Annotated in this window: 32 protein-coding genes; 15 read left to right on the top strand and 17 right to left on the bottom strand. The window is 67.5% G+C overall.

Features of this window, described 5'->3' with window-relative positions; genetic code table 11:
* Positions 1-43: 43 nt before the first annotated feature.
* Together Pth03_RS13600 and Pth03_RS13595 are read left to right on the top strand one after the other, a co-directional pair.
* Positions 44-1,480, top strand: a complete 1,437-nt coding sequence (locus Pth03_RS13600; RefSeq protein ID WP_203944592.1) for a phytoene desaturase family protein — start codon at positions 44-46, stop codon at positions 1,478-1,480.
* A gap of 3 nt (positions 1,481-1,483) precedes the next feature.
* Positions 1,484-2,908: a lipase maturation factor family protein gene (locus tag Pth03_RS13595; protein WP_203944591.1), complete on the top strand. Its 1,425-nt coding sequence runs from the start codon at positions 1,484-1,486 to the stop codon at positions 2,906-2,908.
* A 30-nt stretch (positions 2,909-2,938) separates the two neighbouring features.
* Here Pth03_RS13595 and Pth03_RS13590 read toward each other — a convergent pair whose 3' ends face one another.
* Both Pth03_RS13590 and Pth03_RS13585 read right to left on the bottom strand, forming a co-directional pair.
* Positions 2,939-3,565, bottom strand: a complete 627-nt coding sequence (locus Pth03_RS13590) for an HAD family hydrolase (RefSeq protein WP_203944590.1) — start codon at positions 3,563-3,565, stop codon at positions 2,939-2,941.
* 11 nt (positions 3,566-3,576) lie between these two features.
* Complete coding sequence (locus Pth03_RS13585; protein WP_203944589.1) at positions 3,577-4,185, bottom strand: nucleotidyltransferase domain-containing protein; 609 nt, start codon at positions 4,183-4,185, stop codon at positions 3,577-3,579.
* 174 nt (positions 4,186-4,359) lie between these two features.
* Between Pth03_RS13585 and Pth03_RS13580 the strand changes: the two genes are divergently transcribed.
* The gene (locus Pth03_RS13580; RefSeq protein ID WP_203944588.1) at positions 4,360-4,953 is read left to right on the top strand and encodes a class I SAM-dependent methyltransferase; all 594 of its coding nucleotides are present in this window, start codon (positions 4,360-4,362) and stop codon (positions 4,951-4,953) included.
* Between the two features lie 28 nt (positions 4,954-4,981).
* Here Pth03_RS13580 and Pth03_RS13575 read toward each other — a convergent pair whose 3' ends face one another.
* Positions 4,982-5,581, bottom strand: a complete 600-nt coding sequence (locus tag Pth03_RS13575) for a TetR/AcrR family transcriptional regulator (RefSeq protein WP_203944587.1) — start codon at positions 5,579-5,581, stop codon at positions 4,982-4,984.
* Positions 5,582-5,657: 76 nt separating this feature from the next.
* Between Pth03_RS13575 and Pth03_RS13570 the strand changes: the two genes are divergently transcribed.
* Positions 5,658-7,040 (top strand): MFS transporter, encoded by a 1,383-nt coding sequence (locus Pth03_RS13570; protein WP_203944586.1) that lies wholly within the window; start codon positions 5,658-5,660, stop codon positions 7,038-7,040.
* A 35-nt stretch (positions 7,041-7,075) separates the two neighbouring features.
* On the opposite strand, the gene Pth03_RS13565 is transcribed toward Pth03_RS13570, so the two are convergent.
* Entirely contained in the window at positions 7,076-7,840 is a 765-nt protein-coding gene (locus Pth03_RS13565) for a group II truncated hemoglobin (protein ID WP_203944585.1), read from the bottom strand.
* A 73-nt stretch (positions 7,841-7,913) separates the two neighbouring features.
* Between Pth03_RS13565 and Pth03_RS13560 the strand changes: the two genes are divergently transcribed.
* Positions 7,914-8,297 carry a winged helix-turn-helix transcriptional regulator gene (locus tag Pth03_RS13560; protein ID WP_203944584.1) on the top strand — a complete coding sequence of 128 codons (384 nt, stop codon included), beginning with the start codon at positions 7,914-7,916 and terminating at the stop codon, positions 8,295-8,297.
* Between the two features lie 144 nt (positions 8,298-8,441).
* Here Pth03_RS13560 and Pth03_RS13555 read toward each other — a convergent pair whose 3' ends face one another.
* Positions 8,442-8,903, bottom strand: coding sequence for an acyl-CoA thioesterase (locus tag Pth03_RS13555; protein ID WP_203944583.1), 462 nt, complete (start codon positions 8,901-8,903; stop codon positions 8,442-8,444).
* Positions 8,904-8,906: 3 nt separating this feature from the next.
* Positions 8,907-10,361, bottom strand: a complete 1,455-nt coding sequence (locus Pth03_RS13550) for an MFS transporter (RefSeq protein WP_203944582.1) — start codon at positions 10,359-10,361, stop codon at positions 8,907-8,909.
* A 120-nt stretch (positions 10,362-10,481) separates the two neighbouring features.
* Here Pth03_RS13550 and Pth03_RS13545 point away from each other — a divergent pair, with 120 nt between their 5' ends.
* On the top strand, positions 10,482-11,192 hold the full coding sequence (locus Pth03_RS13545) for a TetR/AcrR family transcriptional regulator (RefSeq protein ID WP_203944581.1): 711 nt from the start codon (positions 10,482-10,484) through the stop codon (positions 11,190-11,192).
* An 84-nt stretch (positions 11,193-11,276) separates the two neighbouring features.
* On the opposite strand, the gene Pth03_RS13540 is transcribed toward Pth03_RS13545, so the two are convergent.
* From Pth03_RS13540 to Pth03_RS13535, 3 genes are all read right to left on the bottom strand, one after another.
* Complete coding sequence (locus Pth03_RS13540) at positions 11,277-12,566, bottom strand: dicarboxylate/amino acid:cation symporter (RefSeq protein WP_239119008.1); 1,290 nt, start codon at positions 12,564-12,566, stop codon at positions 11,277-11,279.
* An 88-nt stretch (positions 12,567-12,654) separates the two neighbouring features.
* On the bottom strand, positions 12,655-12,726 hold the full coding sequence (locus Pth03_RS42495) for a putative leader peptide (RefSeq protein WP_373318538.1): 72 nt from the start codon (positions 12,724-12,726) through the stop codon (positions 12,655-12,657).
* 158 nt (positions 12,727-12,884) lie between these two features.
* Entirely contained in the window at positions 12,885-13,847 is a 963-nt protein-coding gene (locus Pth03_RS13535) for a glycoside hydrolase 5 family protein (protein ID WP_203944579.1), read from the bottom strand.
* A gap of 772 nt (positions 13,848-14,619) precedes the next feature.
* On the opposite strand from Pth03_RS13535, the gene Pth03_RS13530 reads away from it, so the two are divergent.
* The 3 genes from Pth03_RS13530 (at position 14,620) to Pth03_RS13520 (ending at position 16,789) form a co-directional block, all read left to right on the top strand.
* Positions 14,620-15,090, top strand: a complete 471-nt coding sequence (locus Pth03_RS13530) for an SMI1/KNR4 family protein (protein WP_203944578.1) — start codon at positions 14,620-14,622, stop codon at positions 15,088-15,090.
* 158 nt (positions 15,091-15,248) lie between these two features.
* Positions 15,249-16,310 (top strand): hypothetical protein, encoded by a 1,062-nt coding sequence (locus tag Pth03_RS13525; RefSeq protein ID WP_203944577.1) that lies wholly within the window; start codon positions 15,249-15,251, stop codon positions 16,308-16,310.
* The gene (locus Pth03_RS13520) at positions 16,307-16,789 is read left to right on the top strand and encodes a hypothetical protein (protein ID WP_203944576.1); all 483 of its coding nucleotides are present in this window, start codon (positions 16,307-16,309) and stop codon (positions 16,787-16,789) included. The genes Pth03_RS13525 and Pth03_RS13520 overlap by 4 nt, the downstream gene beginning before the upstream one ends.
* A 19-nt stretch (positions 16,790-16,808) precedes the next feature.
* Here the strand turns inward: Pth03_RS13520 and Pth03_RS13515 are convergent, their stop codons facing one another.
* The gene (locus tag Pth03_RS13515; RefSeq protein WP_203944575.1) at positions 16,809-17,654 is read right to left on the bottom strand and encodes a helix-turn-helix domain-containing protein; all 846 of its coding nucleotides are present in this window, start codon (positions 17,652-17,654) and stop codon (positions 16,809-16,811) included.
* Between Pth03_RS13515 and Pth03_RS13510 the strand changes: the two genes are divergently transcribed.
* Complete coding sequence (locus Pth03_RS13510; protein WP_239119007.1) at positions 17,592-17,906, top strand: MmyB family transcriptional regulator; 315 nt, start codon at positions 17,592-17,594, stop codon at positions 17,904-17,906. The genes Pth03_RS13515 and Pth03_RS13510 overlap by 63 nt on opposite strands.
* Positions 17,907-17,958: 52 nt before the next feature.
* Here Pth03_RS13510 and Pth03_RS13505 read toward each other — a convergent pair whose 3' ends face one another.
* A complete protein-coding gene (locus Pth03_RS13505; RefSeq protein ID WP_203944573.1) occupies positions 17,959-18,399 on the bottom strand; it encodes a winged helix-turn-helix transcriptional regulator in 441 nt (146 codons plus the stop codon).
* A 292-nt stretch (positions 18,400-18,691) separates the two neighbouring features.
* On the opposite strand from Pth03_RS13505, the gene Pth03_RS13500 reads away from it, so the two are divergent.
* The 4 genes from Pth03_RS13500 (at position 18,692) to Pth03_RS13485 (ending at position 20,436) form a co-directional block, all read left to right on the top strand.
* Positions 18,692-19,528, top strand: a complete 837-nt coding sequence (locus Pth03_RS13500; protein ID WP_203944572.1) for an alpha/beta fold hydrolase — start codon at positions 18,692-18,694, stop codon at positions 19,526-19,528.
* Positions 19,470-19,646 (top strand): GMC oxidoreductase, encoded by a 177-nt coding sequence (locus Pth03_RS13495; RefSeq protein ID WP_239119006.1) that lies wholly within the window; start codon positions 19,470-19,472, stop codon positions 19,644-19,646. Before Pth03_RS13500 ends, Pth03_RS13495 begins: the two co-directional genes overlap by 59 nt.
* Positions 19,647-19,729: 83 nt before the next feature.
* Positions 19,730-20,023, top strand: coding sequence for a ribbon-helix-helix domain-containing protein (locus tag Pth03_RS13490; protein ID WP_203944571.1), 294 nt, complete (start codon positions 19,730-19,732; stop codon positions 20,021-20,023).
* Between the two features lie 23 nt (positions 20,024-20,046).
* Positions 20,047-20,436 (top strand): hypothetical protein, encoded by a 390-nt coding sequence (locus Pth03_RS13485; protein WP_203944570.1) that lies wholly within the window; start codon positions 20,047-20,049, stop codon positions 20,434-20,436.
* Between the two features lie 90 nt (positions 20,437-20,526).
* Here Pth03_RS13485 and Pth03_RS13480 read toward each other — a convergent pair whose 3' ends face one another.
* The 5 genes from Pth03_RS13480 to Pth03_RS13460 all read right to left on the bottom strand — a co-directional run bounded on the left by Pth03_RS13480 (position 20,527) and on the right by Pth03_RS13460 (position 24,895).
* Entirely contained in the window at positions 20,527-21,300 is a 774-nt protein-coding gene (locus tag Pth03_RS13480; RefSeq protein WP_203944569.1) for a MerR family transcriptional regulator, read from the bottom strand.
* A 44-nt stretch (positions 21,301-21,344) separates the two neighbouring features.
* On the bottom strand, positions 21,345-22,106 hold the full coding sequence (locus Pth03_RS13475; RefSeq protein WP_203944568.1) for an ABC transporter permease: 762 nt from the start codon (positions 22,104-22,106) through the stop codon (positions 21,345-21,347).
* A 9-nt stretch (positions 22,107-22,115) separates the two neighbouring features.
* Positions 22,116-22,955 carry an ABC transporter ATP-binding protein gene (locus tag Pth03_RS13470; protein ID WP_203944567.1) on the bottom strand — a complete coding sequence of 280 codons (840 nt, stop codon included), beginning with the start codon at positions 22,953-22,955 and terminating at the stop codon, positions 22,116-22,118.
* A gap of 76 nt (positions 22,956-23,031) precedes the next feature.
* Positions 23,032-23,748, bottom strand: a complete 717-nt coding sequence (locus Pth03_RS13465; RefSeq protein ID WP_203944566.1) for an SDR family oxidoreductase — start codon at positions 23,746-23,748, stop codon at positions 23,032-23,034.
* An 85-nt stretch (positions 23,749-23,833) separates the two neighbouring features.
* Positions 23,834-24,895, bottom strand: a complete 1,062-nt coding sequence (locus Pth03_RS13460) for a DUF427 domain-containing protein (protein ID WP_203944565.1) — start codon at positions 24,893-24,895, stop codon at positions 23,834-23,836.
* Positions 24,896-24,924: 29 nt separating this feature from the next.
* On the opposite strand from Pth03_RS13460, the gene Pth03_RS13455 reads away from it, so the two are divergent.
* Complete coding sequence (locus tag Pth03_RS13455) at positions 24,925-25,434, top strand: VOC family protein (RefSeq protein WP_239119005.1); 510 nt, start codon at positions 24,925-24,927, stop codon at positions 25,432-25,434.
* 27 nt (positions 25,435-25,461) lie between these two features.
* Here Pth03_RS13455 and Pth03_RS13450 read toward each other — a convergent pair whose 3' ends face one another.
* Positions 25,462-26,436 (bottom strand): zinc-binding alcohol dehydrogenase family protein, encoded by a 975-nt coding sequence (locus Pth03_RS13450; protein WP_203944564.1) that lies wholly within the window; start codon positions 26,434-26,436, stop codon positions 25,462-25,464.
* Positions 26,437-26,442 lie beyond the last annotated feature (6 nt).

Below are 26,442 nucleotides of genomic sequence, written 5' to 3'. Positions count from 1 at the left end.
GCGAACCCACCGGCAGGGGCGACGATCGGAGAGAGGGCCGGTTATGGCCGAGGTCGACGCGGTCGTGGTCGGCGCAGGTCCGAACGGGCTGACCGCGGCGGTCACACTCGCTCGGGCGGGCCTGGCCGTACGCGTGTATGAGGCGGCGGCGAGCGTGGGGGGCGGCGCGCGGACGGAGGAGTCGACGCTGCCCGGCTTCCGGCACGATCTCTGTTCGGCCGTGCATCCGCTCGGCGCGGGCTCTCCGGCGCTGCGGGCGCTGCCGTTGCAGCGGTACGGCCTGGCATGGGTCGAGCCGCCCATCCCGCTGGCCCACCCCTTCGCGGACGGCTCGGCCTCCGTACTGGCCCGTTCCGCCGAGGAGACCGCGGTCTCACTAGGCGAGGACGGTGCGACCTACCTTCGCATGGTGGGGCCGTTCCTCGGGCGATGGGACAGCCTGGCCGACGACGTGCTGCGCGCGCCGCTTGCCGCCTGGCCGCGCCACCCGTTGTTGCTCGCGCGGTTCGGCGCGCGGGCCGTCCTACCGGCTGCGCTGCTGGTGCGCCCGTTTCGCGGGCAACGCGCCCGTGGCCTGTTCGCCGGGCTGGCGGCGCACGCCATCGCGCCGCTCGGCTCGCCGGCCACGGGCGGGGTCGCGTTGTTGTTCGCCCTGGCGGCGCACGACGTGGGCTGGCCTTTTCCTCGCGGCGGTTCGCAGGCGCTGTCCGACGCACTGGCGGCCCATCTGCGCTGTCTCGGCGGCCAGATCGAGACGGGACATCAGGTCGACAGCCTGGACGACCTGCCCCCGGCGAGAGCCTTCCTGCTCGACGTGATGCCCGGACGGCTGGTCGCCTTGGCGGGGACCAGGCTGCCGCGCCGGTACGCGGAACGACTACGCCGCTACCGGCACGGCCCAGGCGTCTTCAAGATCGACTATGCGTTGTCCGCACCCGTACCCTGGGCGGCCGAACCCTGCACGCGCGCCGGCACCGTGCACCTCGGTCCGTCGTTCGCGGAGATCGACACGGCCCTGCGCGCCGCCTTCCACGGCGACGCGCCACGCACACCGTTCCTCATCGTCGCCCAGCCCAGCCTGTTCGATCCCTCCCGCGCAACCGGCGGCGGGCAGGTGTTGTGGGTCTACGGCCACGTGCCGAACGGCTGGCGAGGGGACCTCACCGAGGCGGTCGAGCGCCAGATCGAGCGGTTCGCCCCAGGTTTTCGCGATCTCGTCCTCGACCGCAACGCCGCAGGTCCTCCCGAGATCGAGGCCCGCAACCGCAACAACGTGGGGGGCGACATCGCCGGCGGCGGCTGCGACCGGCTGCGGCTGCTGTTCCGCCCGACGGCGGCCCCGGTGCCCTACGCCACCCCGAACCCGAGCATCTACCTGTGCTCCTCGGCCACTCCGCCGGGTCCGGGTGTGCACGGGATGTGCGGCTACCACGCGGCGCGCGTCGCGGCGCGCCGCGTGTTCCGGCTGAAGGTGGAGTAACCCGTGGAGTGGTTCGTCGCGCCCGAATACTGGCTCGGCCGGTTGGTCTTCCAGCGGGGCCTGGCCGCGATCTATCTGATCGCCTTCCTGGCCGCGGCCAACCAGTTCCGGGCCCTCATCGGAGAGACCGGTTTGACACCGGTTCCGGCGTACCTGCGCGCGGTGCCGTTTCGCCGTGCGCCGAGCGTCTTCCATCTCCACTACACCGACCGGTTCTTCGCAGCCGTGGCCTGGAGTGGAGTCGCGTTGTCGGCCGCCGTGCTGGCCGGGCTCGCCGATCTGGTCCCGCTGTGGAGTTCGATGCTGTTATGGGGTGCCCTGTGGGTTTCGTACCTGTCCATCGTCAACGTGGGCCAGGTGTGGTACGGGTTCGGCTGGGAGTCGCTGCTGTGCGAAGCCGGGTTCCTCACCATCTTCCTCGGCAACGCGCAGACCACACCGCCCGTCCTCGTCCTGTGGATGCTGCGATGGCTGCTGTTCCGGCTGGAATTCGGCGCCGGTCTCATCAAGCTGCGCGGCGACTCATGCTGGCGAAACCTGACCTGCCTGTACTACCACCACGAGACCCAGCCGATGCCCGGCCCGCTGAGCTGGTACTTCCACCGCCTCCCCAAGCCCCTGCACCGCGTCGAAGTCGCCGCCAACCACTTCGCCCAGCTCGTCGTCCCGTTCGGGCTGTTCGCGCCTCAGCCGTACGCCGGCGTGGCCGCGGTCGTGGTCATCGTCACCCAGCTATGGCTGATCTTGTCGGGAAACTTCTCCTGGCTGAACTGGCTGGCCGTCGTCCTGGCGACATCCGTGGTGGATTGGCCGGCGATGTTCGGGCCGGCGCCGCCGCGCTTCCCTTCCGCACCGCCGCTATGGTACGACGCGCTGGTGGTGGCGATCACGGCCCTGGTCATTGCGCTCAGTTACTGGCCGGTGCGCAACATGCTTTCGCGGCGTCAGCGGATGAACGCCAGCTTCAATCCGTTCCACTTGGTCAACACCTACGGCGCCTTCGGAAGCATCGGCAGGGCCCGCTATGAGGTGGTGATCCAAGGCACTGACGACCCGGAGATCAAACCAGACACCGAGTGGAAGGACTACGGCTTCAAGGGCAAACCCAGCGACCCGAGTCGCCGTCCGCCCCAAGTCGCGCCCTATCACCTCCGGCTCGATTGGCTGATGTGGTTCGCGGGCCTGTCACCGATGTACGCCGAGCCGTGGTTCATCCCGCTCGTCGTGAAGCTGCTGGAAAACGACCGGGCGACGCTACGACTATTACGCTCCAACCCGTTTCCCCACAGCCCGCCCACCTTCGTACGCGCGCGCCTCTACCGCTACTCCTTCACCGGCCGACGGGAACGACGCGAGACACACGCATGGTGGGATCGCGCTCTGATCAGGGAGTACCTGCCGCCAGTCCAGCTGAAGCCCACTCCATAAGCCTTCGGATCTTCGAATCCGGCGAGCATGTCAGTCCGTCTCGAGCCGGCCCGCCAAAGGTGCCAGCGCACGCTGCAAATCCGCCACCTCGCGGTAGAGCAGGCCCGTCATGCCGAGGGCGACCGCTGCTTCCGCGTTCTCCGCGCGGTCGTCGACGAACAGGCACCGCTGCGGGTTCGCACCTGCCCGTTCGGCTGCGATCTGGTAGATCCGCGGGTCCGGTTTGGCCGCCCCGACCCGTGCGCTGCTGACGACCTCGTCGAAGAAATAGGCCAGCCCGAGCCGGTCCAGGTCCTCCTCCAACCGAAGGGTCGCGTTGGACACCAGAACCACCGGGACCTGCGTCTGAGCGTGGCGCAACAGGTCGAGCACGTTCTGATCGGTCGAGAAGGGCGCGCTCGCGAACGCGTCGCCCAGCTTTCTGGCCTGCTCCGGCGGAATCCGCGTGGCTAGCTCGGCGACGACCGAGTCCATCCACTGTTCCACGGTGGCCTCTCCCGTCAGCGCGGGACCGTCCAGATGCGGCGCGAAGGCGGCACGTGCCGTCGTGCCCGGCTCGATACCGAAGCTGCTTTCCAGCTCGGCCAGCTCAGCACCATCGTAAAAGCGGATCACACCGTCGAAGTCACACAGAACGGCATCGAAGGGCAGGTGCACTCGTTCTCCAGTCAGCTTCGCAGTTTCCGACGCCACGGGTGATCGCCGTGCTCGACGGCAAGAGCCTCATCCAACCAGCGACGCCGTCCACCGTCGAGCACGGGAAGAACCTCGGCGAAGTCGAGTTCGTCCTTGGGGCGCCGGTCCTTGGCCTTGTACAGCAACTGCACCTCGGGCGAAATCCGCGCGACACCGTCGTCTGTGATCGTCAGCGTGGACAGCGGTCGGCGGATACGCGGATCACGCCGGTACACCCACATGTCGCCGTCGGCCTCGTCCAGCATCACCTGGAACCGCCACGGCCCGTCGGGACGCTCACGTGCCCAGATGTCATGCACGTGGCCCGGCAGTACCTCGTCGACCGGCCACGGGCGCAGTGTTCCCGGCGGGTCGGCCGCGTGCACGTCCCAATCGGCCAGCAATGCCCGGACGGCCGACTGGTCACGGCGCAGCACCGCGATGTCCACATCTCCGTGCTCCCGGTAGGAGCGGCCGACCGCGAGCTCGATCGCGTATCCACCGCCCACCCACCACGGGACAGCCAGGCCCTGGAAGAGCGCGACAACGTCGGCCAGTGGAGCCGGCTCCCACGGCCCCCACGGTGTCTCGATACGCGGCACCAGGTCATCATCACCGACGGATGCGAGGCAGGTGAAGCCCTCTGCCTGTGCGGATCGGCGTGCCACGATGAGGTGGCCAGATCAGCCGCAGGGAAGGGGACGACGTTGCCGGAGCGATCAGAAACGCTCGCTGACGATCCGTTCGACGGTCGCCACCCGACCAGTCACGAACGGATGACGGGCTTGCCCTGGGATGCGTCGTACCACGGCGGCCCCGCTCCTTGGGATATCAGCCGGCCGCAGCCCGCAATCGTGCGTTTGGCATCCGAAGGCGGATTCGCCGGAGCGGTGCTCGACGCGGGCTGCGGGACCGGCGAGAACGCTCTTCACGTCGCGTCGCTGGGCCTGCCGGTTCTGGGCGTCGACGTGGCCGAGACGGCACTGGCCATGGCCCGGGAGAAGGCCGACGATCGCGGGATCGAGGTCGAGTTCGCCACGGCGGACGCGCTCCATCTGGAGCGATTGGGGCGCAGGTTCGAGACGGTGCTGGACTGCGGACTGTTCCACAGCTTCGACGGCGACGAGCGACCCGGATACGTGGCGAGTCTGGCGTCGGTGACCGAGCACGACGGAACCCTGTATGTGTTGTGCTTCAGTGACGACGGTCCCGACACCGGCCCGCACCCCGTCAGCCGGGAAGAGCTGACAGCGGTGTTCAACCGCGGCAACGGATGGGGTGTCGCCGCCATCGAACCGGACCGGGTTCAGACGAGATTCCACGGCGACGACGGCGCACCGGCCTGGTTCGCGACGATCAAAAGGATCTAGACGGCGAACGGGCCGGACAAGCCGCGCGTCAACCGGCGGCGCGGCCGGTGGTCAGTAGCGCGATCGCCGCGTCCAGCGACTGCCGCAGCGGCGTCGCCTGCCGGTGCACGTGAGCCAGCATCGTGCCGCCCTCCAGCGCGGCCAGCAGCATCCGCCCGGCGTCGCCGGGGTCGACGTCCTGCCGCACCCGGCCGTGACCGCGGGCGCGGTCGACCATCTCGGCCAATGCGGCCTGCCAGCGGTCGAACAACTCGGCGAGCGTGGTGCTCAACTCCGGCTCGTCGTCGACCTGGCCGACGAACGCGCCGAGCGGGCACATCGCGTACCCATGCTCGAGCAGCGTGGTCAGCACCTGGTCGCGCCAGACCTCCAGGCCGTCGCACGCCGGGTCGCGCAGCGCGGGCTGCGCAGCCATCACCCTCTCGAACTGGTGGTGCAGCACGGCGACCGCCAGGTCCCGGCGGCTGTCGAAGTAGTGATACAGCTGCGACTTGCCCGCGCCGCTGGCGGCCAGCACGCCGTCCATCGACACCCCGGCGAGGCCGTGCTGGTGCATCAGCTCGGCGGCTGCGGCGACGATCGCCGCCCGGGTGCGCCGGCCGCGCTCGGTCGCCGGTAGCGGCTTCATCGACGCCTCCTTGGTGTGAGCAGGGTCATAGGTGCCACCGTACCGCTAAATTGTACTGTCCAGTACAGTCTGCGCCGTGACCGTACTCGTAGCACCCGCAACCAGGCAGAAGGCCGCCTGGCTGACCATCACCGCCTGCTGTCTCGCGCAGTTCATGGTGGTCCTGGACATCTCGATCGTGAACATCGCGCTTCCGCACATCCGGCAGGCGCTCGCCATGCCGGGCTCGTCCCAGCAGTGGATCATCAACGCGTACACCATCGTCTTCGCCGGCTTTCTGCTGCTCGGCGGACGGGTCGCCGACCTGTACGGCCGCCGCCGCTTCTTCCTCATCGGCATGACGCTGTTCACCGTCGCGAGCCTGGCGTGCGGCCTTGCCTGGAGCGGCGCCTGGATCATCGCCGCCCGGGCCGCCCAGGGTCTCGGTGCGGCGCTCCTGGCGCCCGCGACGCTGAGTTTGCTGACCAGCCGCTTCACCGACCCGCACGAGCGGCGCCGGGCGTTGGGCGCCTGGTCGACGACCGCGGCCGGTGGCGCGGCCATCGGCGTGCTGTCCGGCGGGATCATCACCGACCTGCTGGACTGGCGGTGGGTGTTCTTCGTGAACGTCCCGATCGGCGCCGCCGTCGTCCTGCTCGCCCTGACCGGGATACGGGAGGCGCCCGCGCCGGCCACCCGCCCGGCCCTCGATCTGTGGGGCGCCGCCACGGTCACCCTGGGCCTGGCGGCGATCGTCTACGGCCTGGTCTCCGACGGCCCCCGCGAGTGGGGCGCGCTGCTGCTGGGCGCCGTCCTCGTCGTCGCCTTCGTGGTGATCGAGGTCCGCGTCGTGAGGCACCCGCTGGTGCCGTTCTCCGTGTTCCGGAGCCGGCCACTGACTGCGGCCAATGGCGTGGGCATCGCGATCAATGCGGTCCTGATCGGCACGTACTTCTTCCTCACCCTGTACCTCCAGGGCCCCGGAGGCTACTCACCGCTGCAGGCCGGGTTCGCGTTCCTGCCGATCGGCCTGGCCACGTTCACCGGCTCGCTGACCAGCACCCGTCTGGTCCGCCGCATCGGCGTCCGCCCGTCCATCCTGCTCGGCACCGCGATCGGCACCGCCGGACTGCTGTGGCTCGCGGCGGCGCTGGACATGCACGTCGCATACGGCGCGCACCTGCTCGGCCCGCTGATCCTCTTCGGCCTCGGCACCGGCTCCGCCCTGGTGCCTCTGACCCTGGCCGCCACCCACGGTGTGCCGCCGCACCAGGCCGGCCTCGCCTCCGGCCTCATCAACACCTCACGCCAGATGGGCGGCGCCATCGGCCTCGCCGTGATGACCGCGGTGGCGGCCCATGCCTCCCGCCACACCGCCGTCGCCGGCTACCAGGTGGCGTTCCTGGTCGCCGCCGCCTTCCTGTTCGGCGGGCTGCTGTGCGGCGCCGCGATCGGACGAGCAGGCCCCCCGCGCGGATAGCCACTCGTGCCAGGGGCCCGGCCGAGCCGCACGCATCATCCCTGGTACGGCGGTGCCACGCCCCAACCCCACTTCGGCACCGGGGCGTCCAGCACCGGGTGCGCGTCCGGCTGGGAGTTGCGCAGGGCCAGGCGGGTGCCCCATTCGATGTAGCTCGCGAAAGCGGCCCGGAACTCCGGATCCTCGGGCAGACCCACCTCGTCGGCCGCGTCCATCATCAGGTTCACCCAGCGCCGCCGCTGCGGCTCGGTGATGCCCCGCCCCAGGTGCCGGGTGACCATGTTGTGGTACCCGCCGTGCTCCTGGCTGTACGTCGGCGGGCCGCCGAAGACCTCGATCAGCCAGATGGCCACGTACCTTGCGTGCCGGGGGTCCATGCCGGCGAACATCGGAGCGAGCAGGCCGTCGGCGACCACCAGCCGGTAGAAGGCGTCGCAGAGCTTGATGAAGGGCTCGCTCCCGCCGGCCCACTCGTACAGGCTGGGAGGCGCCGCAGCGCCCGGGCCGGCGACCGACGTGGCCTGGTAGTGCCGCATCTCCTCGATGTCCTCGGCGTAGCCGCGGATGGCCGCGAAGAAGCGGGCGAAGTCCGGGCCGGACCGGAAACCCTGCAGATGATCATCCGTAGACGTCCAGGTGATCCGCAGAATGAAACGCGACGGATCCTCTTCACAGCGGCTCAGTTCGTAGTCCAGGCACTGCGGAGCCTCCCGCAACACCCCTGCGGCCTCTCGGTATGCGGCTTCGAAACCGGCCAGCCGTTCATCGGCCACCCGATACCGTACGTACTCAATCACCATGGGCCAAAGCTCACCATCCCACCCAATCGTTGATCAAGTACGCACCATTTGGTAGGTACCCGGAGGAGGCTCCGTGCCGAAGCAGTACCACTGCCCCGTCGAACTCGCGGTCGACATCATCGGTGGCGCGTGGCGCCCGGTGATCCTGGCTCACCTCAAAGAGGGCGTGCATCGCTACGGCGAACTGCGCCGGCGGATGCCCGGGATCAGCGAGAAGATGCTGATCCAACGGCTCCGCGAACTGGAGGCCGAAGGCCTCGTCGCACGCCACGACCACAAAACGGTTCCGCCCCGGGTCGACTACCACCTCACCGACGAGGGCGCCTCCCTCGCCCCGGTGCTGCAGGCCCTGTACGACTGGGGCGTGGGCCGAGCAGAACGAACGAAGACGACGATCGACTGGCCGGTGACCGACCGGCGGACGGCCCCGAAGGAAGGAACCCCGGTCGCCGAATAAGGACCCGGCTGAGCACCGCGCACCTCTGGGAGAAAAGCTTCCCTGATCTCTCAGCGGCCGGCTCCGGGCGCGATTGGGGGATCGGTGGTCGTCACGGCCGGCCCGCGACGGCCACCGATCCGGATGTCGGCTTCGGCCCTGGCTTCACTGTTCCGGGCGGATCAGCTGCCGGCCCAGTTGGCGGGCGGCCTCGCTCCATTCCGTCGGGCGCAGCGTCTTGGGGTCGATACGGACGATCACACGGCTACCCCGGGCGTACGTCTGCTCGCCATCTGCCGAGCACACGCGGAATCCGTGCGTCAAGCTGGTGCGTCCCAGACGGTCGATCCAGAGATGCACGCCGTACTCACCGGGGCGCAGGATCGGCGCCTCAAAGGTGATGCTGATTTCCTTGACCACGATGAAGGCGTCGTCGCGCAGCGTCGCGCCCTCCTCCAGCGAGACCTCCTGCCGTTGCCAGTAGGCCGCCCAGGCTCGTTCGGCCAGCAGGCCGTAGTGGCGGTTGTGCAGCATGCCGAACGCGTCGAGGTCGTCGAAGTAGACGGTCATGGGCACGAGGGCGCCGTAGGCCACGATGGATTCGGGGTGCATGTAGTCGCTTTCCAAGGTTCATCCTTCAGCGGTTTCGGGGTTCCAAAGGGAGCGGCTGACGAGGCAGGCCACAAGGACAAGGGCGAGGTCGAGGGCGGCGACCCACGCCAGCGCGGAGGCGTAGCCGGCCGTACCGTGGCGGTCGCCGAGGGCGGCGAAGAACACGGTGCCGATGCCGGCGACACCGCCGGCGGCCGCGAACTGCTGGCTTGCCGTGAGGATGCCGGACGCGGCGCCTGCCTGGGCGGTGCGCGCCCCGGCGAGCACGACGCCGGTCAGCGCCGGGACCGCGAGGCCGTTGCCGAGCCCGATCAGCACCAGCGGTCCGATCAGCCGTGCGACGTCGGTGTGGGCGCCGGACAGGTGCAGGTCGACGTACAGGCCGATGAGGCCCGCCGCGGCGACGGCGTACCCCGTGGTGACCAGTCGCGCGCCCTGCCGTACGGCGATGCGCGGGGCGGCGATCGAGGCGGCCGCGAAGGACAGGCCCAGAGGCGTGAACGTGAGTCCCGCCGCCAGCGGCGAGAGGCTCAGCCCGGACTGCAGGACGAGGGTCAGGACGAACAGGAAGCTGAAGAAGGAGCAGAAGGCGGCGAGGCAGATGACCAGGCCGCGAGCCAGGGCCGGGCTGCGCAGCAGGGTGAGGTCCAAGACGGGCTGCCCGCCGCGGCGGGCCAGTGCCGCCTCCCACCACAGAACCAGCGCCATCGCCGGTACCGAGGCAGCGAGGCTGATCCAGGTCCACAGCGGCCAGTGCTCCGTACGGCCCAGAACGAGCGGAAGCAGGGCGAAGGCCAGCGCCGCGGAGATGCCTGCCGCGCCGACGGGGTCGAGTTCGGGGCGGACGGCCGCCTGCGGGTGCGGGAGCAGCCGCAGCGCCAGAGCCGCCGCTGCCAGGCCGATCGGTACGTTGACCAGGAAGATGACCCGCCAGCCGAGACCGAGCACGTCGACCTGGAGCAGCGCTCCGCCGATGACCTGGCCGGCGACCGCGCCGACGCCGATGGTGACACCGAACCAGGCCACGGCACGGGATCGTTCGGCGGGTGGGAACACCGCGGCGATGATGGCGAGGACCTGAGGGACCATCGCGGCGCCGGCCAGGCCCTGCAGCAGGCGGGCGGCGATCAGTTCCCCCGGACCGCCCGCCAGGCCGCACAGCAACGAGGCTACGACGAAGGCGAGCATTCCGACGAGGAACATGCGGCGGGAGCCCAGCAGGTCTCCCAGTCGCCCGCCGGTGATGAGACCGCTGGCGTACGTGAAGCCGTAGCCGGCCACGATCAGTTCGAGAGCGGCCTGGCCTGCGTGGATGTCGTGCTGCAGGGACGGCGCCGCCACGTTGACGACGTACAGGTCGAACTGAGCCATGAACAGGGCGGCGAGCAACACCGGGAGCATCGGCCAGCGCCGGGGGTACGGCGCGGCCGCGTGCATTTCACGCTTGTTGGCCATGCCGGTGATGTCTGTCATCCGTCCGCGTCACTTTCCCCTGTGGTCGGGCTGCGGCCCTTATGCGTGTTCCAGTGGTTACATCCCAGATGCTACCGACGGTAATAACCAATGGAAACGTGATCCTGTTAACATTGGTTCATGACGCAGGTGGCACCTTCGACAACACGGGACGAACTCGTCCGGGCGGCCGCTGACCTGCTCGTTTCGGGCGGACCGGACGCGGTCACCACCCGTGCGGTCAGCACGGTGGCCGGGGTGCAACGGCCGACGATCTACCGGCTCTTCGGTGACAAGGAGGGACTGCTCGACGCGGTCGCGTCCTTCGGCCTGCGCGACTATCTGAAGGACAAGGGCGGCCTGGCCGTCACCGACGACCCCGTTGAGGATCTCCGCGAGGCGTGGGACCTGCACGTCAGCTTCGGCCTGCAGAGGCCGGCGTTCTACGTCCTCGCCTTCGTCAACTCGCAGTCGGGCAGGATGTCGACGGCCAGCGCGGAGGCTTTCGCTCAGCTCCGCCGGATGATCGCACGGATCGGCGAGGCGGGCAGGTTGCGCATGAGCGTCGATCGGGCGACCGCGCTCGTGCGCGCAGGCGGCCTCGGCGTCGTATGCGGGCAGCTGGCCGTTCCGCCCGACCAACGGGATCCCGAATTTCTGAAGGTCGCCCGCGAGCGGGCGCTGTCCGCGATCCTGGCCGACGAAGACCTGCCGACGGCATCGACCATGCCGAGCCTGGCTGTCGCGCTCCGCGAGAAGCTGGCGAACAACGACTCCGTGCCCGGCTTCACACGGGCCGAGCACGTGCTGCTGATGGAATGGCTCGACCGGCTGACCGACATGACCGCCTGATCCGCTCGGTCAGGCAGCTCCTGGAACGTGAGTAGGCGAGGCGGCCCCTGCGGGCCGCCTCGCCTACTCATTCGGCGGAGAACGTCATGCGATCGCCGGTTCGCCCGAGGTGCGCGGCGGGCTCACCGGAGCCTTGTCCAGCGGCTGCGGAGGAGCGTTGAGCACCGCCTCGTCGAGACGGCCCTCGCTGCGGGCGACAAGGACCGGCACCACGATCTGTCCCGCGACGTTGGTCGCGGTGCGGATCATGTCGAGGATCGGGTCGATGGCCAGCAACAGGCCGACGCCTTCGAGCGGCAGGCCCAGCGTGCTCAGCGTCAGGGTGAGCATAACGATCGCGCCGGTCAGACCGGCCGTCGCAGCCGAGCCGACCACGGAGACGAATGCGATCAGCAGATAGTCGCCGACTCCCAGCGGGACGTTGAACACCTGCGCCACGAAGATCGCCGCCAGCGCCGGATAGATCGAGGCGCAGCCGTCCATCTTGGTGGTCGCACCGAACGGCACGGCGAAAGAGGCGTAGTCGCGGTCGACGCCCAGACGCTCGATCGTGACCTTCTGGGTCACCGGCAGCGTTCCGACCGAGGAGCGGGAGACGAAGGCCAACTCGATCGCGGGCCACGCGTTGCGGAAGAACATGATCGGGTTGACCTTGCCGACCAGCGCTAGCAGCGTCGGATAGACGGCCAGCAACACGATGAAGCAGCCGATGTAGACGCCGAGGCTGAGCTTGGCCAGCGGCGCGAGCAGGTCCCATCCGTACGTGGCGACCGACTTGCCGATCAGGCCGGCGGTCCCGATGGGAGCCAGGCGGATGACCCACCACAGCGCCTTCTGGACCAGTTCGAGGATCGAGCGGCTGAAGGTGAGGAACGGCTCGGCCTTCTCGCCGATCGCGATGGCCGCCGCGCCGAGGACGATCCCCAGGAAGACGATCTGGAGGACGTTGAGCTCGGTGAACGCGGTGACGATGTTCGTCGGGATGATGCCGGTGAGGAAGTCGATCCAGGTGCCGACGTTCTCGGGCGCCTTCGCGCCCTCCGTGCTCAAGGTGACGCCCTGGCCGGGGTTGATGATCAGCCCGAGGCCGATGCCGACGATGACGGCGATCAGCGCGGTGGCCAGGAACCAGAACAACGTCTTTCCCGCCAGCCTGGCCGCGCCGGTGACGTTGCGGAGGTTGGCGACGCTGACCACTACGGCCGTGAAGACCAGCGGCGGCACCGCCAGCTTGAGCAGTTGGACGAAGATGCTTCCGACTTCGGTGAGGGTCGTGGCCAGCCAGGCGACGTCCCAGATGCGGGCGGCGAAGCCGAGGGCCACTCCCACGGCCAAGCCCAGCAGCAACTGCAGAGAGAAAGGGAATCTCTTCACGATGAGGAAGGCTCCGAAAGATGGCATGCCTGAAACGGCATACGGAAGGGGGGTAGGGGTCGGGGATCGAGCGCTCCTCGGAGCGCGATCAGGGACAGAGGGAGCCGGGCAGACGACAGAGATCGATGTGTAGCCGCGCCACAAGCCGAACAGTCGGAATGGCAACCTCACAAACTCGGTAAACCGTAGTGAAATGGGATTGTCTTCTGACTGTAAGAGTGGCCTACCTCACAATCAAGACCTTACCGATGGGAAGTGTGGGGTTTTTGTGTTCGGGCGGCAAGCCGGCGGGCTTCGACCGGGCGCGGCGGGAAGAGGTCAGCCGAGTTCGGAGATCAGTCGGCGCAGGGTGTGGAACGCGGGTTTGGGGGAGTAATCGTCGCGCAGGATGCCGAACCGATGGAACAGGTCGTCCTTGGAGCTGTCGGCGTCGCGGAGGGTGAACAGCTCCCAGTGCGTGACATTCAGGTCGGTGCGCAGAGCATGCACGGTGCGGATGATGCTCTCCAAGACGACCGCCTGCTGCTCCTCCGGCCGATCCGGGCCGGTCGGCCAGCCGTTCTCGCAGATCCGGATCGGCACAGAGGCCGGGATGCCTGCCGTGGCCAGGTCTCGTTCTCGAAAGTCGCGAAGCAGTTGTTCCACGGTGGCCGGCAGTTCGGCCGGGCTCAGCCTCGGGCCGAAGACGTCCGGGTAGATGTCGATGCCCGCATAGTCGACCGCCGCAGCGAACTCCGCGCCTCCCGAATCCCGGATCTCAGCCCAGAAACCACTCGCCGCCGGATCGATGTCGGGGACCACCGCGAAGCCGATCGCCACCGCGGCCCCTACCTCCCGTTTGGCGGCCGCGCCGGCCAGCACCCCTTGCATCAGAGCATCGCGCGCGCCGGGGAACGCCCCGTCCGCGGCGGCTCCGGCCCAGGTCAGGTTCGGCTCACCGGTGACCTGGAGCGCGGCGAGTTCCCGCCCATGCCGCGCCACCACCTGCGACACGAACGACGCCCACGCGGCCACATCACCACTGGGATCCCGGTAGCACAGCACCAAGTCCAGCGGAACACCGATTCCGGCGAGCTCAGCCACTTGCGCGCTCACCGCCGCGGTCGACTCGGGCCCAGACCAGACCACGTACATCCGCGGCAGCAGCGGCTTGCCATCCCCCTGCAGTTCGCCGAGCGCACGCCCGATCGCTTCGAAGTCGTCCGGCGGCCCTATGGCGAGCCCATCCGGCCCACCGGCGATCCCCAGCGGGAAGACCCCGAAAACCAAGGGAGCAGTCATGTCCAGATCCTAGATCGTCACCTTCTGCGGCGAGAGCCCACGCCGTCGGGCATTCAGCCGTTGAGAAGAATGCGCTGAATACCTATGAGCGGACTCGACGTATGTGCTGGACGCAGGTCAGATAGAGCGCGGCGATTAGCAGTACCGCCCATATGCCGAGTTCGACTTCACCCATTCCGCTGCCGAGGCCTACAAGGATCAGACCGAACGCGACGAAAACGAGGAATAGCTTCCCCACGAGTTTCAGCAGGTCCGACACACGCATGATGCGGCTCCAGTGATGCTGTCACGCGCCTCGCGCCCGTGAGGATGGCAGAAGATTGCATGAGTGCGAGTTAACGCCCGGTTAGCAGTCGCCACGGGCGCACCCTTCCGTCTTCTGCACAGCCGCGCCGCAGCCCGCGTGGCTTCCGGGTCAGGCAAGATGCCGACCAGCTTCGCTGAAGCTCAGGCCACCGCGTTTCCGCGTGCCCTGGCAAGCTCGTCGAGGTGGCAGAAGGCGACACCGTTCTGTACCGCGTGGTACCCGTCTACGCCGGAAATCGGGTGGTTCCCGAGGCATTCGCCATGACTGCCACGTCCTGGGATGCCGACAGAAGTCCTCTGGATACCGGGAGCCGTTACGCGCCCGATCTCATGAGCACCGTTCCGGCCGGAAGAATCTCGGCACGGTGGTGGATGGCCGCACAGGAGAGGATGTGCCGACGTCATGAACATGCAATGGGCTGTCGAACGGCTGCGGGAGGTCATGCACCCGCCAGCGCGCGGAGACATGGCCGACTGGGACGCGGTGTACGAGCAGTGCGGCCTTCGTTTCCCACAGGATTACCGTGACTTCGTATCCGTCTATGGGGGCGGGACCATCGACGACTACCTGGGGATCTCCACTCCGCCTACCGGCGAGTCGTTTTACGGAGATCTGCTCGAAGACCTCGAGTCACCGGCAGAGGAGGACGAGAACCACCCCTACCCGTACCCTCCCTATCCGGGCACCGAGAAACTGATTCGCTGGGCGTCCGACCCGGACGGCGACGATGCTTTCTGGGTACTCGGGAGCGACGATCCCGATCAGTGGTCCGTCGCCGTGAAGAACCATCAGGGCAGGTCCTGGTCATCATTCGACGGAGGCATGGCGGAATTCCTGCTGGCGATCGTCACCGGGCGGTATTCGAGCCCGTTCGCCGCCGCGGACTTTCCCTCTCCTCGTCCTCTGTACAGGAACTGGCGTGACGAGGACGAATGACCACCGCGAACATGCTGGAATTCAGATGTCGTGCCCAATGTGATCTACAGCAAGACGCAGCATGCCTGGGTGAACATCGGCCTCACCTCGTGCACGTCCTGTACGAACTCCCTGCCGACACCCGGAGTCCGGTGACAGGGCGTAGGAAGGAAATGGACATGCATCCAGCAGTGCGGCAACTGACGCAAATCCTGCCGCCCCCATTGGCGGAGGTGGAAGTCCTGGCCTGGGACGACATCCAGGCCGAGTGGGGAACGGCGTTTCCCCGGGATTTCCGTGACTTCATGGATATCTACGGGCAGGGGAGCATCGACGACCTTGTCGCCGTTGCTCCTCCGGAGAACCGGGCCGGTGAACCCGGGGTGCGTACCGTGCGCCGCGTGGCCCCTGGCGTCGAGAGCGAATTCCACACTTTTTATGGGGAAGTGGTCTTTCCGGCCTGGCCGGCACCGGGATCACTGCTCAGGTGGGGCGTCACCCCGATCGGCTATGACCTGATGTGGCGGGTCACGGGTGGGGACCCGGACGAGTGGCCGGTGGTGGTGGCCGGCTACCGGCCTCGCTTCGCGTTTGAGTTCCCTTACGGGATGGCGGAGTTCCTTGTCCGGATGCTGGGAGATCGGCTGGAACGCCCGACCAATCTGCCGGGGATCGTCGGATATCCGCATTCCCGGTTCCTGTCCGATCAGGAGGAAGGGGCCTTGCAGGCTGCCGGGCAGGATCCCTGGGCGTATTTGGATGATTTCTGGGAGGAGCGGGAGCGAGAGCGGGCTGAGCAGGGCGAGGTCACCTGGATAGCCGGACCGGGGTATGGCGGAGGCCTTCCTCCGGTTGCCAGGTTGACGGTGGAGGGGTTCGGGCTGGACGGTGACGATCTGCGCGTGTCGGCGACGCTGGATGTGGAGCCGAGCGGCCCGGTTCGGGCGACGGTGTACATCGAGGGGCCGCCCGGGAGTGTGCTGCACTGCACTGGTTTGGTCCCGGAGGTCGACCACGTGAACGGGTTGGTCGTCCTCGACATTCGGCTGTCGGCGGCGTTGAACGACACTGGGATGTCGTGGCGCGAGATGGTGCAGGCCATGAGCCACGAGGACGATTGGCGCCTTGCCGTGACGGTGGAGGACCCGGCGATCGGCGCGGCCCGCGCCCGGCACGGCATTGTGGTCGGGCACAACATGCAGGAGAGCGCGGTCGACATCGCCTGGGGGTCGTGGCCGTGAGCCGCAGAAGGAAGATCGCACTCGTCGGCGGTGGAGGTGTCGGCGTCGTGGGTCTGGCGGTCGGCGGGTGGCTGCTGTTCGCCGGGGGCGGGTCTCCTCCAGAACCTGTTTCCCATGTCGCCGCTGCCGACCGGGCCTGCCTGCTGGGCTCGTCCGCGGGCGTCCATAGCCCCGCTTGGACGGCGTTGCAGGATATGGCCCAAAGGTCGGGCGGGAAGCTGATCGTGCAGCGTTTCGCCCTTCCACCGAAGGCGGATCCGGCGGCGTACGTCGGCACCCTGGTCGGCTTGCACTGCCGTACGGTCGTGGCGGATGGCGACGAGGCGGCAGCTGCGGTGGCGACCGCCCCCAAGACCGGCAAGGACGCCGGGGTGCGGTTCGTGGTGGTCGCCGGCCACCGCGTGGCGGGTGCGGCGTACCTACCGCCGGGAGGGGTGAGCGCGGCGGCGCTGGAAGGCGTACTGGAGCCACACGGCTGAAGCGAAGGTCTGAAGACCGTCAACATCGGGGCGCGGGTCTCGCTTCGCTGTTGCCGACGTTCATGGCCAGCGCACCGAGGGCGCTCTCCGACGGGCTGCCAGGCTCAGCCTGCGCGACGAAAAGGAGCTGACCGGGGGCGTTGCCGATGGCGAACGTCTCGTGCCAAAGGTGCAGATCACCGACGACCCGATGGTGCAGGTGCTTGCGTTCCTGCTTCTTGACGAGCACGTCGTGGCGCGCCCACAACCTGCGGAAGTCCGCGCTGTTGCTGGAAAGCTCCTCGATCAGACCGCTCAGAAGCGGGTCGTTGCGGACCCCGACCGTCATGGCGCGTAGATGGGCCACCATGGATACGGCGTCCTCCTCCCATTCCAGATAGAACTCACGCGACTCCGGATTGAGGAAGGCGAACCGCAACAGGTTGGGGGAGTGCTCGTACCCATCCCACAAGGCGGTGCCCAGCCGGTTACCGGCCAGGATGTCCAAGCGGTGGTTCACCACGAAAGCCACCGCGGCTGTCCATTGCTCCATCAGGCGGACCACGTTCGGGTCGACATGGTCGTCCCGGTCAGTGAACGTTCTCCCGCCCTCTCGGGGATGTACGAGCTCGTGGAGGTAGACGGTGGCGTCCGTGTCGAGGCAGAAGACCCGCGCCAGGGCCTCGATCACTTGATCCGATGGATTCCGTTCCCGGCCCTGTTCGAGGCGGACGTAGTAGTCGGTGCTGACGCCGGCCAGCATGGCCACTTCTTCGCGGCGGAGCCCACTGGTGCGGCGTCGTCCGCCCGCGGACAGACCGACTTGATCGACGGTTGTCGCTATTCGCCGAGCTCGGAGGAAATCCGCGAGCGGGCCTTGCGTCATAGAGCCAAATTAGGCCGCGTACGAGTAAAACAAGGTGGGTGCATCGCACCCAGGATCGACTTCCTCGTACGGACGTCAATCCTGTTCTTCCACGAGGTCGTGGGCGAGGTGGTTCTGCGCTACGAAACCCTGGCACTTCCCCGCGACGACGGCCAGGTCGTCACCATCTACACCCCCGACCGCGGTTCACCGTCGGAGGAGAAGCTCAGCATTCTCGCCAGTTGGAACGCCCCTGCCATGCCTCGCGCCTGACAGCCCCGTCATGTAGGGCGCCGCGGTCGAACCCGCTCGTGTGACGCGGCCTTCAGCGCACGGCGCCCAGTCGTTCTATCCGGGCGTTGCCGGGTTCGAGCGTTTCCCCGCAGTGGTCGCACACGGTGCGCGGATGCAGTTCGGCGCCGCAACTGTGGGTGAAGACCGTGGGGGGCGGCCCCGAAGTGGCGTACTGGTTGCCCCACTCCATGAGGCTCATCAGGATCGGTTGAAGCGCGAGGCCGGCCTCGGTGGCCACGTATTCGTACCGGGGCGGGTGCTGCTCGTACTGCTGACGCTCCAGGATTCCGGCATCGACGAGAGTGCGGAGCCGGCTGGCCAGAGTGTCCCGGTTGGCACCGGTGTTGGCCAGGATCTGGTCGTAGCGCCGCTGGCCGAGCATGACCTCGCGGAGCACGAGCATGCTCCACCGCTCACCGACAACGGCAAGCGCGTTGGCCAGCGAGCATTCGCGGCCGCGAGCCGTGTTCATGACGGAGTCCTCTCGGGGCGGTTGGTTCGAAATTCGAACTTACCACCACATCGATGGTGTGGCCTCCAGTTGAGTTCGGGGTCTCGGCAAGGCGCTGCGGTTCGGCCTGAAGGCGTGGCTGAGTCACGCGCGGTTGACAGGACACACCAGAGCTGTCAGTCTGCTCAACAGACTTAGCAGGTAAACATGGTTCTTGTGGTGTCGGTGGAGCAGTGGGGACATCGGCTGGCGGCCCGGCCGTCGAGTCGTCCGTCCGGCCTCCGGCCGACGCCCCGGTGTGGAGGGGAAGAAGATGCCGGTCGACTATCTGGCCGACGCAACCGAGACCGAGCACGTGGAAATCAACGGCACCCGATTCGCCTTCCGCCGGTTCGGTCCGCGCGGCGATGTGCCGCTCGTCTTGTTCATGCGGTTTCGTGGCACCATCGACCACTGGGATCCGGCCGTGCTCGATGTGTTGGCACGTGAACGCGACGTCATCGTGTTCGACAATCGCGGCATCGGGTTCTCTGGTGGCACCACACCTGACTCGGTCGCAGGCTTCGGCGAGGGAGCGATCGAGTTCATCGAAGCCCTGGGACTGACCCGGGTGGATCTGCTGGGATGGTCCATGGGAGGGTACGTCGCCCAGGCGGTCGCGCTTTCACGGCCCGATCTGGTCCGGCGTCTGGTGGTGGTGGGCAGTGGTCCCGGCGGCAAAGTGCCCGGTCAGCCTGCCTCGCCGGACAAGGTCTGGCAGGTCGCAGGCAAACCCGTCAACGACGACGAGGACTTCCTGTACTTGTTCTTCCCGGAAACCGATGAGGGCCGCGAACTCGGCCTGGCTTCACTGTGCCGGACGGATCAGCGCCTGCTGAAATCCCATGCCGAGGTGTCGCCTGAGGCCGTCAAGGCCCAGATGACCGCGATCGGAACCTTCACCGGCTTCTACGACCGGCTGCCGGAGATCACCACGCCCGTACTGGCGGTCAACGGCGCACACGACGTCATGATCAACGCCTTCGCCACCTTTGCCATGTCCCAGCGTCTCCCCGACGCGAAAGTGATCTTCTACACCGACGCCGGTCACGGTGTCCTGTTCCAGCACCCCGACGAGTTCGGCAAGGACGTCCTCGACTTCCTCCGGTGAAGTCGTCTCCCGATACGCCCGCCAGAACGGGGTCCAGGGCCTCCGTGTGGCAGACGCCTCCGTGATCCCCTCCATCCCCTCGGCCAACACCAACGCGACGGTCTACGCCATCGCCTGAACGAGCGGCCGAACTCATCCGGGGCTCCATCCGAAGTGTCGACGACGATTGATCATCCGGTGCTACCCGAGTAGCATCGCGGCGTGGGAACGACAGAGAAGCTCTCCGTCAGCCTCCCCAGCGAGCTCGTGGCGAAGATCCGCGAGCTGTTGGAGGCGGGCCAGGCGTCGTCGGTCTCGGCGTTCCTGGCCGAAGCGGCGGAATACAAGCTCAGCAGGACAGCGCAGGTAACCGCGCTGCTCGAGGCGAAAATCGAGGCGCTCAAGGTAGCCGACCCCGACGAGCATCAGCGCATCTACGACAACGGCGCCGACTTCCGTGCCGCTCTCGCCGCCGGAAAGGCGCTGCGTGATCGCAACACGGAGGGCGACGCCTAGTGGACGCCGTCTCTGGACTGATCATGGATACCAGCGCCTTGGAGGCATGCGCTCGGCAGGAACCCGCGGCCTTCATGCGACTCGGGGAGATCAAGGAGACGGCGACCCCCCTGTTGATCCCCTCCGTCTGCGTAGCGGAGGCGTTCTCTCAGGCCAGAACAGATGAGGAACGCTGGCTGATCACACAGATACTCGGAGCAGACTTCGTCGTACGAGCGGAGGAATCGGCGCTCACCTCGCAGCAGGCGCTTCTGGTCAGTTATCGGCTGCTGAAGGGCACGACCATCGGCGACCTGTCTCTGGCTCATGCGGTCGCCTTCTATGACCTGCGCGGCTGGCCCATCTTGACCGCCCGTCCCGAATTCCTCCAGGCGCGCTACTCCGACGTCCCCGTCATCGACATCCTCAACTAGTGCTCCAGGCGACGGCCGTCCAAGGGGGGCACTTGAGCCTCCTGCCGACATGAGTAGTCGACATCCAGGTGGTGAAACGACGTCCGGAGGTTAGTCGGGCGGCTCCGCCAGCCGGGTCCAACGGGTCCAGCCACGCTCGCGCACCATGTCCAGCAGCCGCTCCGCCCGCGGGTCGGACTCGACGGTAAGTGCGTCCAGAAGGTCGAACGCCAGATCGTCACGCACCACCTTGCCGCGGTCCATCTCGCCGGAGGTGTACGCCTGCTCGGACAGCCTCACCATGATGTCGACGGCTTCCTCCACACGCGGGTCGTCGTCGCCCGCGTCGCTTTCCAGGAGCTCCGACAGAACCCGATAGAGCCGAACCATTTGCGGGTCGTCGAGCTGCGCGAGTTTCCAGGGCATGACCTCGCGGATGTGATCGGGCCAGCGAGCCGCGACCAGGATCCACCCGTCCCGCTCACCCTCCACCATCCGCTCCGACGCCCCGATCTCCCGAAGCCGATCGAGATAGGGGATCACCTCCGGCGGGAGAGCCAGACTGTCCCCGGCAGCGAGCTGCGCGATCTGCTTGCGGCTGGTCTCAAGCCGTTCGATCTCGTCGCGCAGGTGGCTGTCGATCCTTTGGACCGCTTCGGCAAAGGTCGATGCGTCGGCTTCGAGCATCTGACCGATCTGAGACAGCGGCACGCCGGCGTTGGCGAGGGTGCGGATCTTGATGAGGGACACGACTGCCCTCGCGCCGTACCGCCGGTAACCCGAGGCATCCCGCTCCGGCTCGGGCAGCAGTCCGACCTGGTGATAGTGCCGCACTGCCCGCACCGTGACGCCGGCATACGCCGCCAGTTGACCGATCGTCAGCATGCTCTGATCCTGCCCTCAACTCGCGCTGTCCGGTCGACCCCGGCTCAAGAGATCCTGCGGCGGTAGGAGATGTTGGCGAAGATGTAGGCGACGATGAGGATGCCGGCGCACCAGGCGAGCGCGGTCCAAATGTCGGTGCCGATCGGCTGCCGGGTGAACAGGGCGCGGATCGTGTTGACGATGGAGGTCACCGGCTGGTTGTCGGCGAAGGCGCGCACTGGGCCGGGCATGGTGTCGGTGGGCACGAATGCCGAGCTGATGAACGGCAGGAAGATGAGCGGGTAGGAGAACGCGCCTGCGCCGTCCACGCTCTTCGCGGTGAGGCCGGGGATGACGGCGATCCATGTCAACGCCAGGGTGAACAGGATGAGAATGCCGGCGACCGCGAGCCACGCCGATACTCCCGCCCCCGAGCGGAAGCCCATAAGCAAGGCGACGCCGACGACGACCACCAGCGAGATCACATTGGCGACCAGCGAGGTCAGCACGTGCGCCCACAGCACGGACGACCGTGCGATCGGCATGGACTGGAACCGCTCGAAGATGCCGCCCTTCATATCCAGGAAGAGCCGGAGTGCGGTGTAGGCGATGCCCGAAGCAATCGTGATGAGCAGAATGCCGGGAAGCATGTAGTTCACATACGAGACCGACCCGGTGTCGATCGCGCCGCCGAACACGTAGACGAATAACAGCATCATGGCGATCGGCGTGATCGTGGTCGTGATGATGGTGTCCACGCTGCGCGTGATGTGGCGCAGGGATCGTCCTAACAGGACGGCGGTGTCGCCCAAGAAATGCGTGGCCATTGTCGTTCCTTACTTCTTGTTCGACCTGGTCTTGTGGTCTTGGCTGCCCTTGTAGGCGTCGCCGTTCTTGCCGCCGGCACCGACGAGCGTGAGGAAGACGTCCTCGAGGGTCGGCTGCTTCTCGACGTATTCGACCTTGGCGGGCGGGAGCAGTTGCTTGAGCTCGGCGAGGGTGCCGTTGACGATGATCCGACCCTGGTGGAGGATCGCGATCCGGTCGGCGAGTTGTTCGGCCTCGTCCAGATACTGCGTCGTGAGCAGCACCGTCGTACCCCGGTCGGCGAGTTCCTTGACGGCCTGCCACACCTCGATGCGCGCCTGGGGGTCGAGCCCGGTCGTCGGCTCATCGAGGAAGATGACCGGCGGATTCCCGATGAGGCTCATCGCGATGTCGAGACGGCGGCGCATGCCCCCCGAATACGTTGCTACTCTCCGCGCGCCCGCCTCGGTCAGCGAGAAACGCTCGAGCAGATCATCCGCGATCGCGCCCGGATCCTTGAGGTGTCGCAGTCGGGCGACCAGCACGAGGTTCTCCCGCCCGCTGAGGATCTCGTCGACCGCCGCGAACTGCCCGGTGAGGCTGATGGACTCTCGCACGTCGGCGGCCTGTGTAGCGACGTCGAAGCCGTTGACGCCGGCCGTACCCGCGTCGGCCTTGAGCAGCGTGGAAAGGATCTTCACCACCGTGGTCTTGCCCGCCCCGTTCGAGCCGAGCAGGGCGAAGATGCCGCCCCGCGCCACGTCGAAGTCCACGCCGCGCAGCACCCGCAGGTCCTTGTACGACTTCTCCAGGCCCTGCACGTGGATCGCCGGCCCCTGGGCCTGATTGGTTGTCGGGGGGATGCTCATGACAGCCAGCATGGAGGGTTGACGCAGCGTCATGGTCAAGCCCGCAGGGCAGATTCGATTCGTTCACATGCCGTCCTCAGACGAGCGGTTCGCCCCCGTCGACGGCGAGCGACACACCGGTCATGAAGGTGTTGGTCAGCGCGAAGAGCACGGCCTCCGCGATGTCGTCCGCCGTGCCGACACGGCGCACCGGGTTCGTCTGCCTGCGCTGCTCGAACAGCGCGGCCTTCTTCTCCTCGCCGAGCGCGTCGTAGGCACCGGTGTCGATCGTGCCCGGAGAGACGGCGTTGACCCGGATCGGCGCGAGTTCCACCGCCAGGGATCGGGTGACGACGTCGACGGCGCCGTTGGTGGCGGCGACGGCGAGCATGCCGATCGCGGGCTTGTGCGCCGACGACCCGGAGAAGATCACGAACGAGCCGTCCTGTGGCATGCGCGGTGCGAAGTGCTTCGCGAGCAGGATCGGGCCGAGCACCTTGGTGCTGAACGACAGCAACACCGTGTCGTGCTTGAGGTCCGCGACCTGCCCTCGGGCCCGTGCCGATGCGGTGGACACGATGTGGTCGACCTGGCCGAGCCGGTCGGCGAGCGCCTCGACGCTCGCCTCGTCGGTCAGGTCGACGGCCTCGGCCTCGATGCCGGGATCCTCGTACGCCCCAGCCAGCTTCCCGGCGTCCCTACCGGCCACGATCACCGTCGCGCCCGCGGCGCGGACAGCGAGGGTGACGGCACGGGCGATGCCGCTTCCGCGGCCCACGACGAGGACCCTGCGTCCCTGGAGGGAAGAGGACATGACTTTTCTCCTTGACGTTTCTTCGGGATCGGCGCCTGAAAGCGACGCCGGCTTTCCTGCCGTGAGGCCAGAGAACCGGGATGTCTCACGATCGCTTGAGGATCTCCGAGGGATCCAGGCCGCGGTCGATGCCGTGCGGGACGACCGTCTGGCCGGGTGCGAGCTCGAGCCGCCGTCCGTCGAGATGCACCTCGATCTTGTCCGGCTCGAAGGACACCAGCCCACGGACACGGTCCACCTCCGGCCAGGCCTCCAGATAGGACCAGGCGGCACGCGCGTGGCCGCCGATGTCGTAGTAACTGGCCAGCCCCTTGTACGGGCAGAAGGTCTGTCCCTCCACGGGCGTCAACGCCGTTTCGTCGACGTCCTCCCGCGGCACGTACCAGCGAGGCGCGAACCCCGACTCGTAAAGCACTACCGGCCTCCGCGTGTCCGCGATCACGCGCTCGCCGTCGCGGACCACGAGATGCCGCGACGTCGACCGGATGTCATTGCGGTGGTACGGGTCCGCGGCGTGGCCGACGATGCGCTCGTCTTCTTCGTAGAAGGCGTCCATCCCGCGCCACGCGAAAGCCACCCGATCCCGCAGTTCGCCGGCGTGATCGGGCAGCTCGACGTGTTGCCACGCCGCCCGCTCGGCGCTGCGGTCCGCGACCGTGACCGTGAACCACGCCGTGGTGCCGAGATCGCGATGCTGCGTGACACGATCCGTCTTTTGCAACACATCGGCCTTCACGTCCCCGACCGGGAAGTAGGCCACGGGGTAGCGGCCCGGCTCGTGCAGCAGGACGACGTCCTCGCTGTCCGCGACCCATTCACCACCGAGCTGCACGCGCATACGCCGGCGTAACGGCTCCGCGAACAGCAGCCGCTCCGGAAGCGGCTGTTCGATGAGGAACCGCCCGATCGACCTGGTCGCGAGCGGCCCTTGCTGCCATGACAACCCCATCACTGCGCTCCTTCCCGCCCCCGCAGACCACCGGCCCGCATAAGCGATTTCTTCGAGACCGAAGCCTAAAAGCGGATTTCGGTCGGACAGGCCAACGAGAGATGCGAGTTTTCTGCCGTGAGGACAAAAAATCCGAATGTCTCGCGGTTGCTTGAAAATTTCCGCCGTCGAGAACGTCATCCCGGTGACCTCGGTCACAGTGCTCATTGGGATCGGATTTTTCTGATGTGACCATCGAAAAAAAGAATGCGGATGGCCGCCCCTCCAGGTGGCGGGCAAACGCAATGCGGCAAGAAGATGAGACGGTGGACTTTAAAATCGAAGTGATCCTTCTGCCCGTGAGCGACGTCGACCGATCTCTGGCGTTCTATACGGAGCAGCTTGCATTCACGCTCGACGTCGATTACCGGCCGAACGACGACTTCCGGGTCGTGCAGTTGACCCCTCCGGGTTCGGCCTGCTCGGTGCAGATCGGCGTAGGTCTCACCGATGCCCCGCCCGGGTCGGTGCGCGGGTTGCACCTGATGGTCACCGATGTCGAGGCGGCCCGGCGTGAACTGTCGCAGCGCGGTGTCGAGGTCGGCGCGGTGCGGCACAAGGCCGCGAAGAACCATTGGCAGGGCGGGTGGGAGGACGGCATCGATCCGCAGCGCAGCGATTACGCGAGCTTCGTGGATTTCGCCGATCCCGACGGAAACACCTGGGTGATGCAGGAGCGAGGCTTTCGCCCTTCGTGAATCACGCGGCCGCCCCGAACCTGCGGATCAGCCGTGGACGATCACCATCTTGCCGCCGGCCTCCCCGGCTTCCATCACGCGATGCGCCTGTCTGATCTCGTCGAAGCCGAAGACACGCGACGGCTTCGCCCGCAGGCGGCCGGCCGCCACTTTGTCGGCGATGGCCTGGAGCGGCACGTCGGACAGCGGGAAGCCGGGCGTGCCGAAGACGAAGCTGGCGAAGAAGGTGAGGCAGACGCCGCTGGCCATCTGCGCGAGCGGGTTGAAGTCGGGGATCGGGTCGAGGCCGCCCAGCCACCCGGCCAGGCAGGCTCGCCCGCCTCGGCGGAGCATCGCCAGGGAGTCCAGGATGGTGCTGTTGCCCACCAGGTCGAGCACGGCGTCCAGCCGCTTGGCTTCGGGAATCCGCCGGGAAAGATCAGGCGCCTCCACTTCGCCGCGTTCCGCGCCGAGCTTTCGCAGCAGCGGGAAACGACCGGGGTCGCGGGTGGTGGCGATCACGCGGACGCCGGCGTCCACGGCGAGGTCGATCGCGGCCCGTCCGAAGGAGGAGGTCGCGCCCCGGATGAGGAGGATCTGGTCTCGAGTGATCTCGAGGTTGCGGAACAGGCAGGTCCACGCGGTGGCGTACGTCTCAGGGATCGCGGCCAGATCCGCCCACGGCAGGTCGGATTCGATGAGTGCCACATTCGTCGCGGGCGCCCGGGTGTACTCGGCGTAACTGCCGTTGATCGTGCGCCCGAGGCCGCCCATCAGCGCGGCCACCTTGGCTCCGACGGGAAACTCGCCGCCGGGGCAGGCGTGGACGAGGCCGACGCACTCGATGCCGCTCACCGGTGCGGCCTCGGCCCATTCGCCCCTGCGCATGTGCAGTTCGGCATGGTTGAGGCCGAACGCCTTCACCTCGATGACGACGTGGCCCACCATGGGCTCGGGTTGCGGCAGTTCCCGGTACACCAGGCACTCCGGCCCGCCGAACCTCTCGATCACGATGGCACGCATGGCGGC

This window comes from Planotetraspora thailandica, from assembly GCF_016863335.1.
GTDB lineage: Bacteria > Actinomycetota > Actinomycetes > Streptosporangiales > Streptosporangiaceae > Planotetraspora > Planotetraspora thailandica.
The sequence above is the reverse complement of the archived record's forward strand: the minus strand, read 5'-3'. Positions and strand labels throughout refer to the sequence as shown.

Coding starts and splice junctions, on each gene's coding strand:
- Pth03_RS13600 (WP_203944592.1), top strand. CDS start 44: ATGGCCGAGGTCGACGCGGTCGTGGTCGGCGCAGGTCCGAACGGGCTG.
- Pth03_RS13580 (WP_203944588.1), top strand. CDS start 4,360: ATGACGGGCTTGCCCTGGGATGCGTCGTACCACGGCGGCCCCGCTCCT.
- Pth03_RS13575 (WP_203944587.1), bottom strand. CDS start 5,581: ATGAAGCCGCTACCGGCGACCGAGCGCGGCCGGCGCACCCGGGCGGCG.
- Pth03_RS13565 (WP_203944585.1), bottom strand. CDS start 7,840: ATGGTGATTGAGTACGTACGGTATCGGGTGGCCGATGAACGGCTGGCC.
- Pth03_RS13550 (WP_203944582.1), bottom strand. CDS start 10,361: ATGACAGACATCACCGGCATGGCCAACAAGCGTGAAATGCACGCGGCC.
- Pth03_RS13545 (WP_203944581.1), top strand. CDS start 10,482: ATGACGCAGGTGGCACCTTCGACAACACGGGACGAACTCGTCCGGGCG.
- Pth03_RS13535 (WP_203944579.1), bottom strand. CDS start 13,847: ATGACTGCTCCCTTGGTTTTCGGGGTCTTCCCGCTGGGGATCGCCGGT.
- Pth03_RS13530 (WP_203944578.1), top strand. CDS start 14,620: ATGGCCGACTGGGACGCGGTGTACGAGCAGTGCGGCCTTCGTTTCCCA.
- Pth03_RS13525 (WP_203944577.1), top strand. CDS start 15,249: ATGCATCCAGCAGTGCGGCAACTGACGCAAATCCTGCCGCCCCCATTG.
- Pth03_RS13515 (WP_203944575.1), bottom strand. CDS start 17,654: ATGACGCAAGGCCCGCTCGCGGATTTCCTCCGAGCTCGGCGAATAGCG.
- Pth03_RS13505 (WP_203944573.1), bottom strand. CDS start 18,399: ATGAACACGGCTCGCGGCCGCGAATGCTCGCTGGCCAACGCGCTTGCC.
- Pth03_RS13500 (WP_203944572.1), top strand. CDS start 18,692: ATGCCGGTCGACTATCTGGCCGACGCAACCGAGACCGAGCACGTGGAA.
- Pth03_RS13485 (WP_203944570.1), top strand. CDS start 20,047: ATGGATACCAGCGCCTTGGAGGCATGCGCTCGGCAGGAACCCGCGGCC.
- Pth03_RS13480 (WP_203944569.1), bottom strand. CDS start 21,300: ATGCTGACGATCGGTCAACTGGCGGCGTATGCCGGCGTCACGGTGCGG.
- Pth03_RS13475 (WP_203944568.1), bottom strand. CDS start 22,106: ATGGCCACGCATTTCTTGGGCGACACCGCCGTCCTGTTAGGACGATCC.
- Pth03_RS13470 (WP_203944567.1), bottom strand. CDS start 22,955: ATGAGCATCCCCCCGACAACCAATCAGGCCCAGGGGCCGGCGATCCAC.
- Pth03_RS13465 (WP_203944566.1), bottom strand. CDS start 23,748: ATGTCCTCTTCCCTCCAGGGACGCAGGGTCCTCGTCGTGGGCCGCGGA.
- Pth03_RS13450 (WP_203944564.1), bottom strand. CDS start 26,436: ATGCGTGCCATCGTGATCGAGAGGTTCGGCGGGCCGGAGTGCCTGGTG.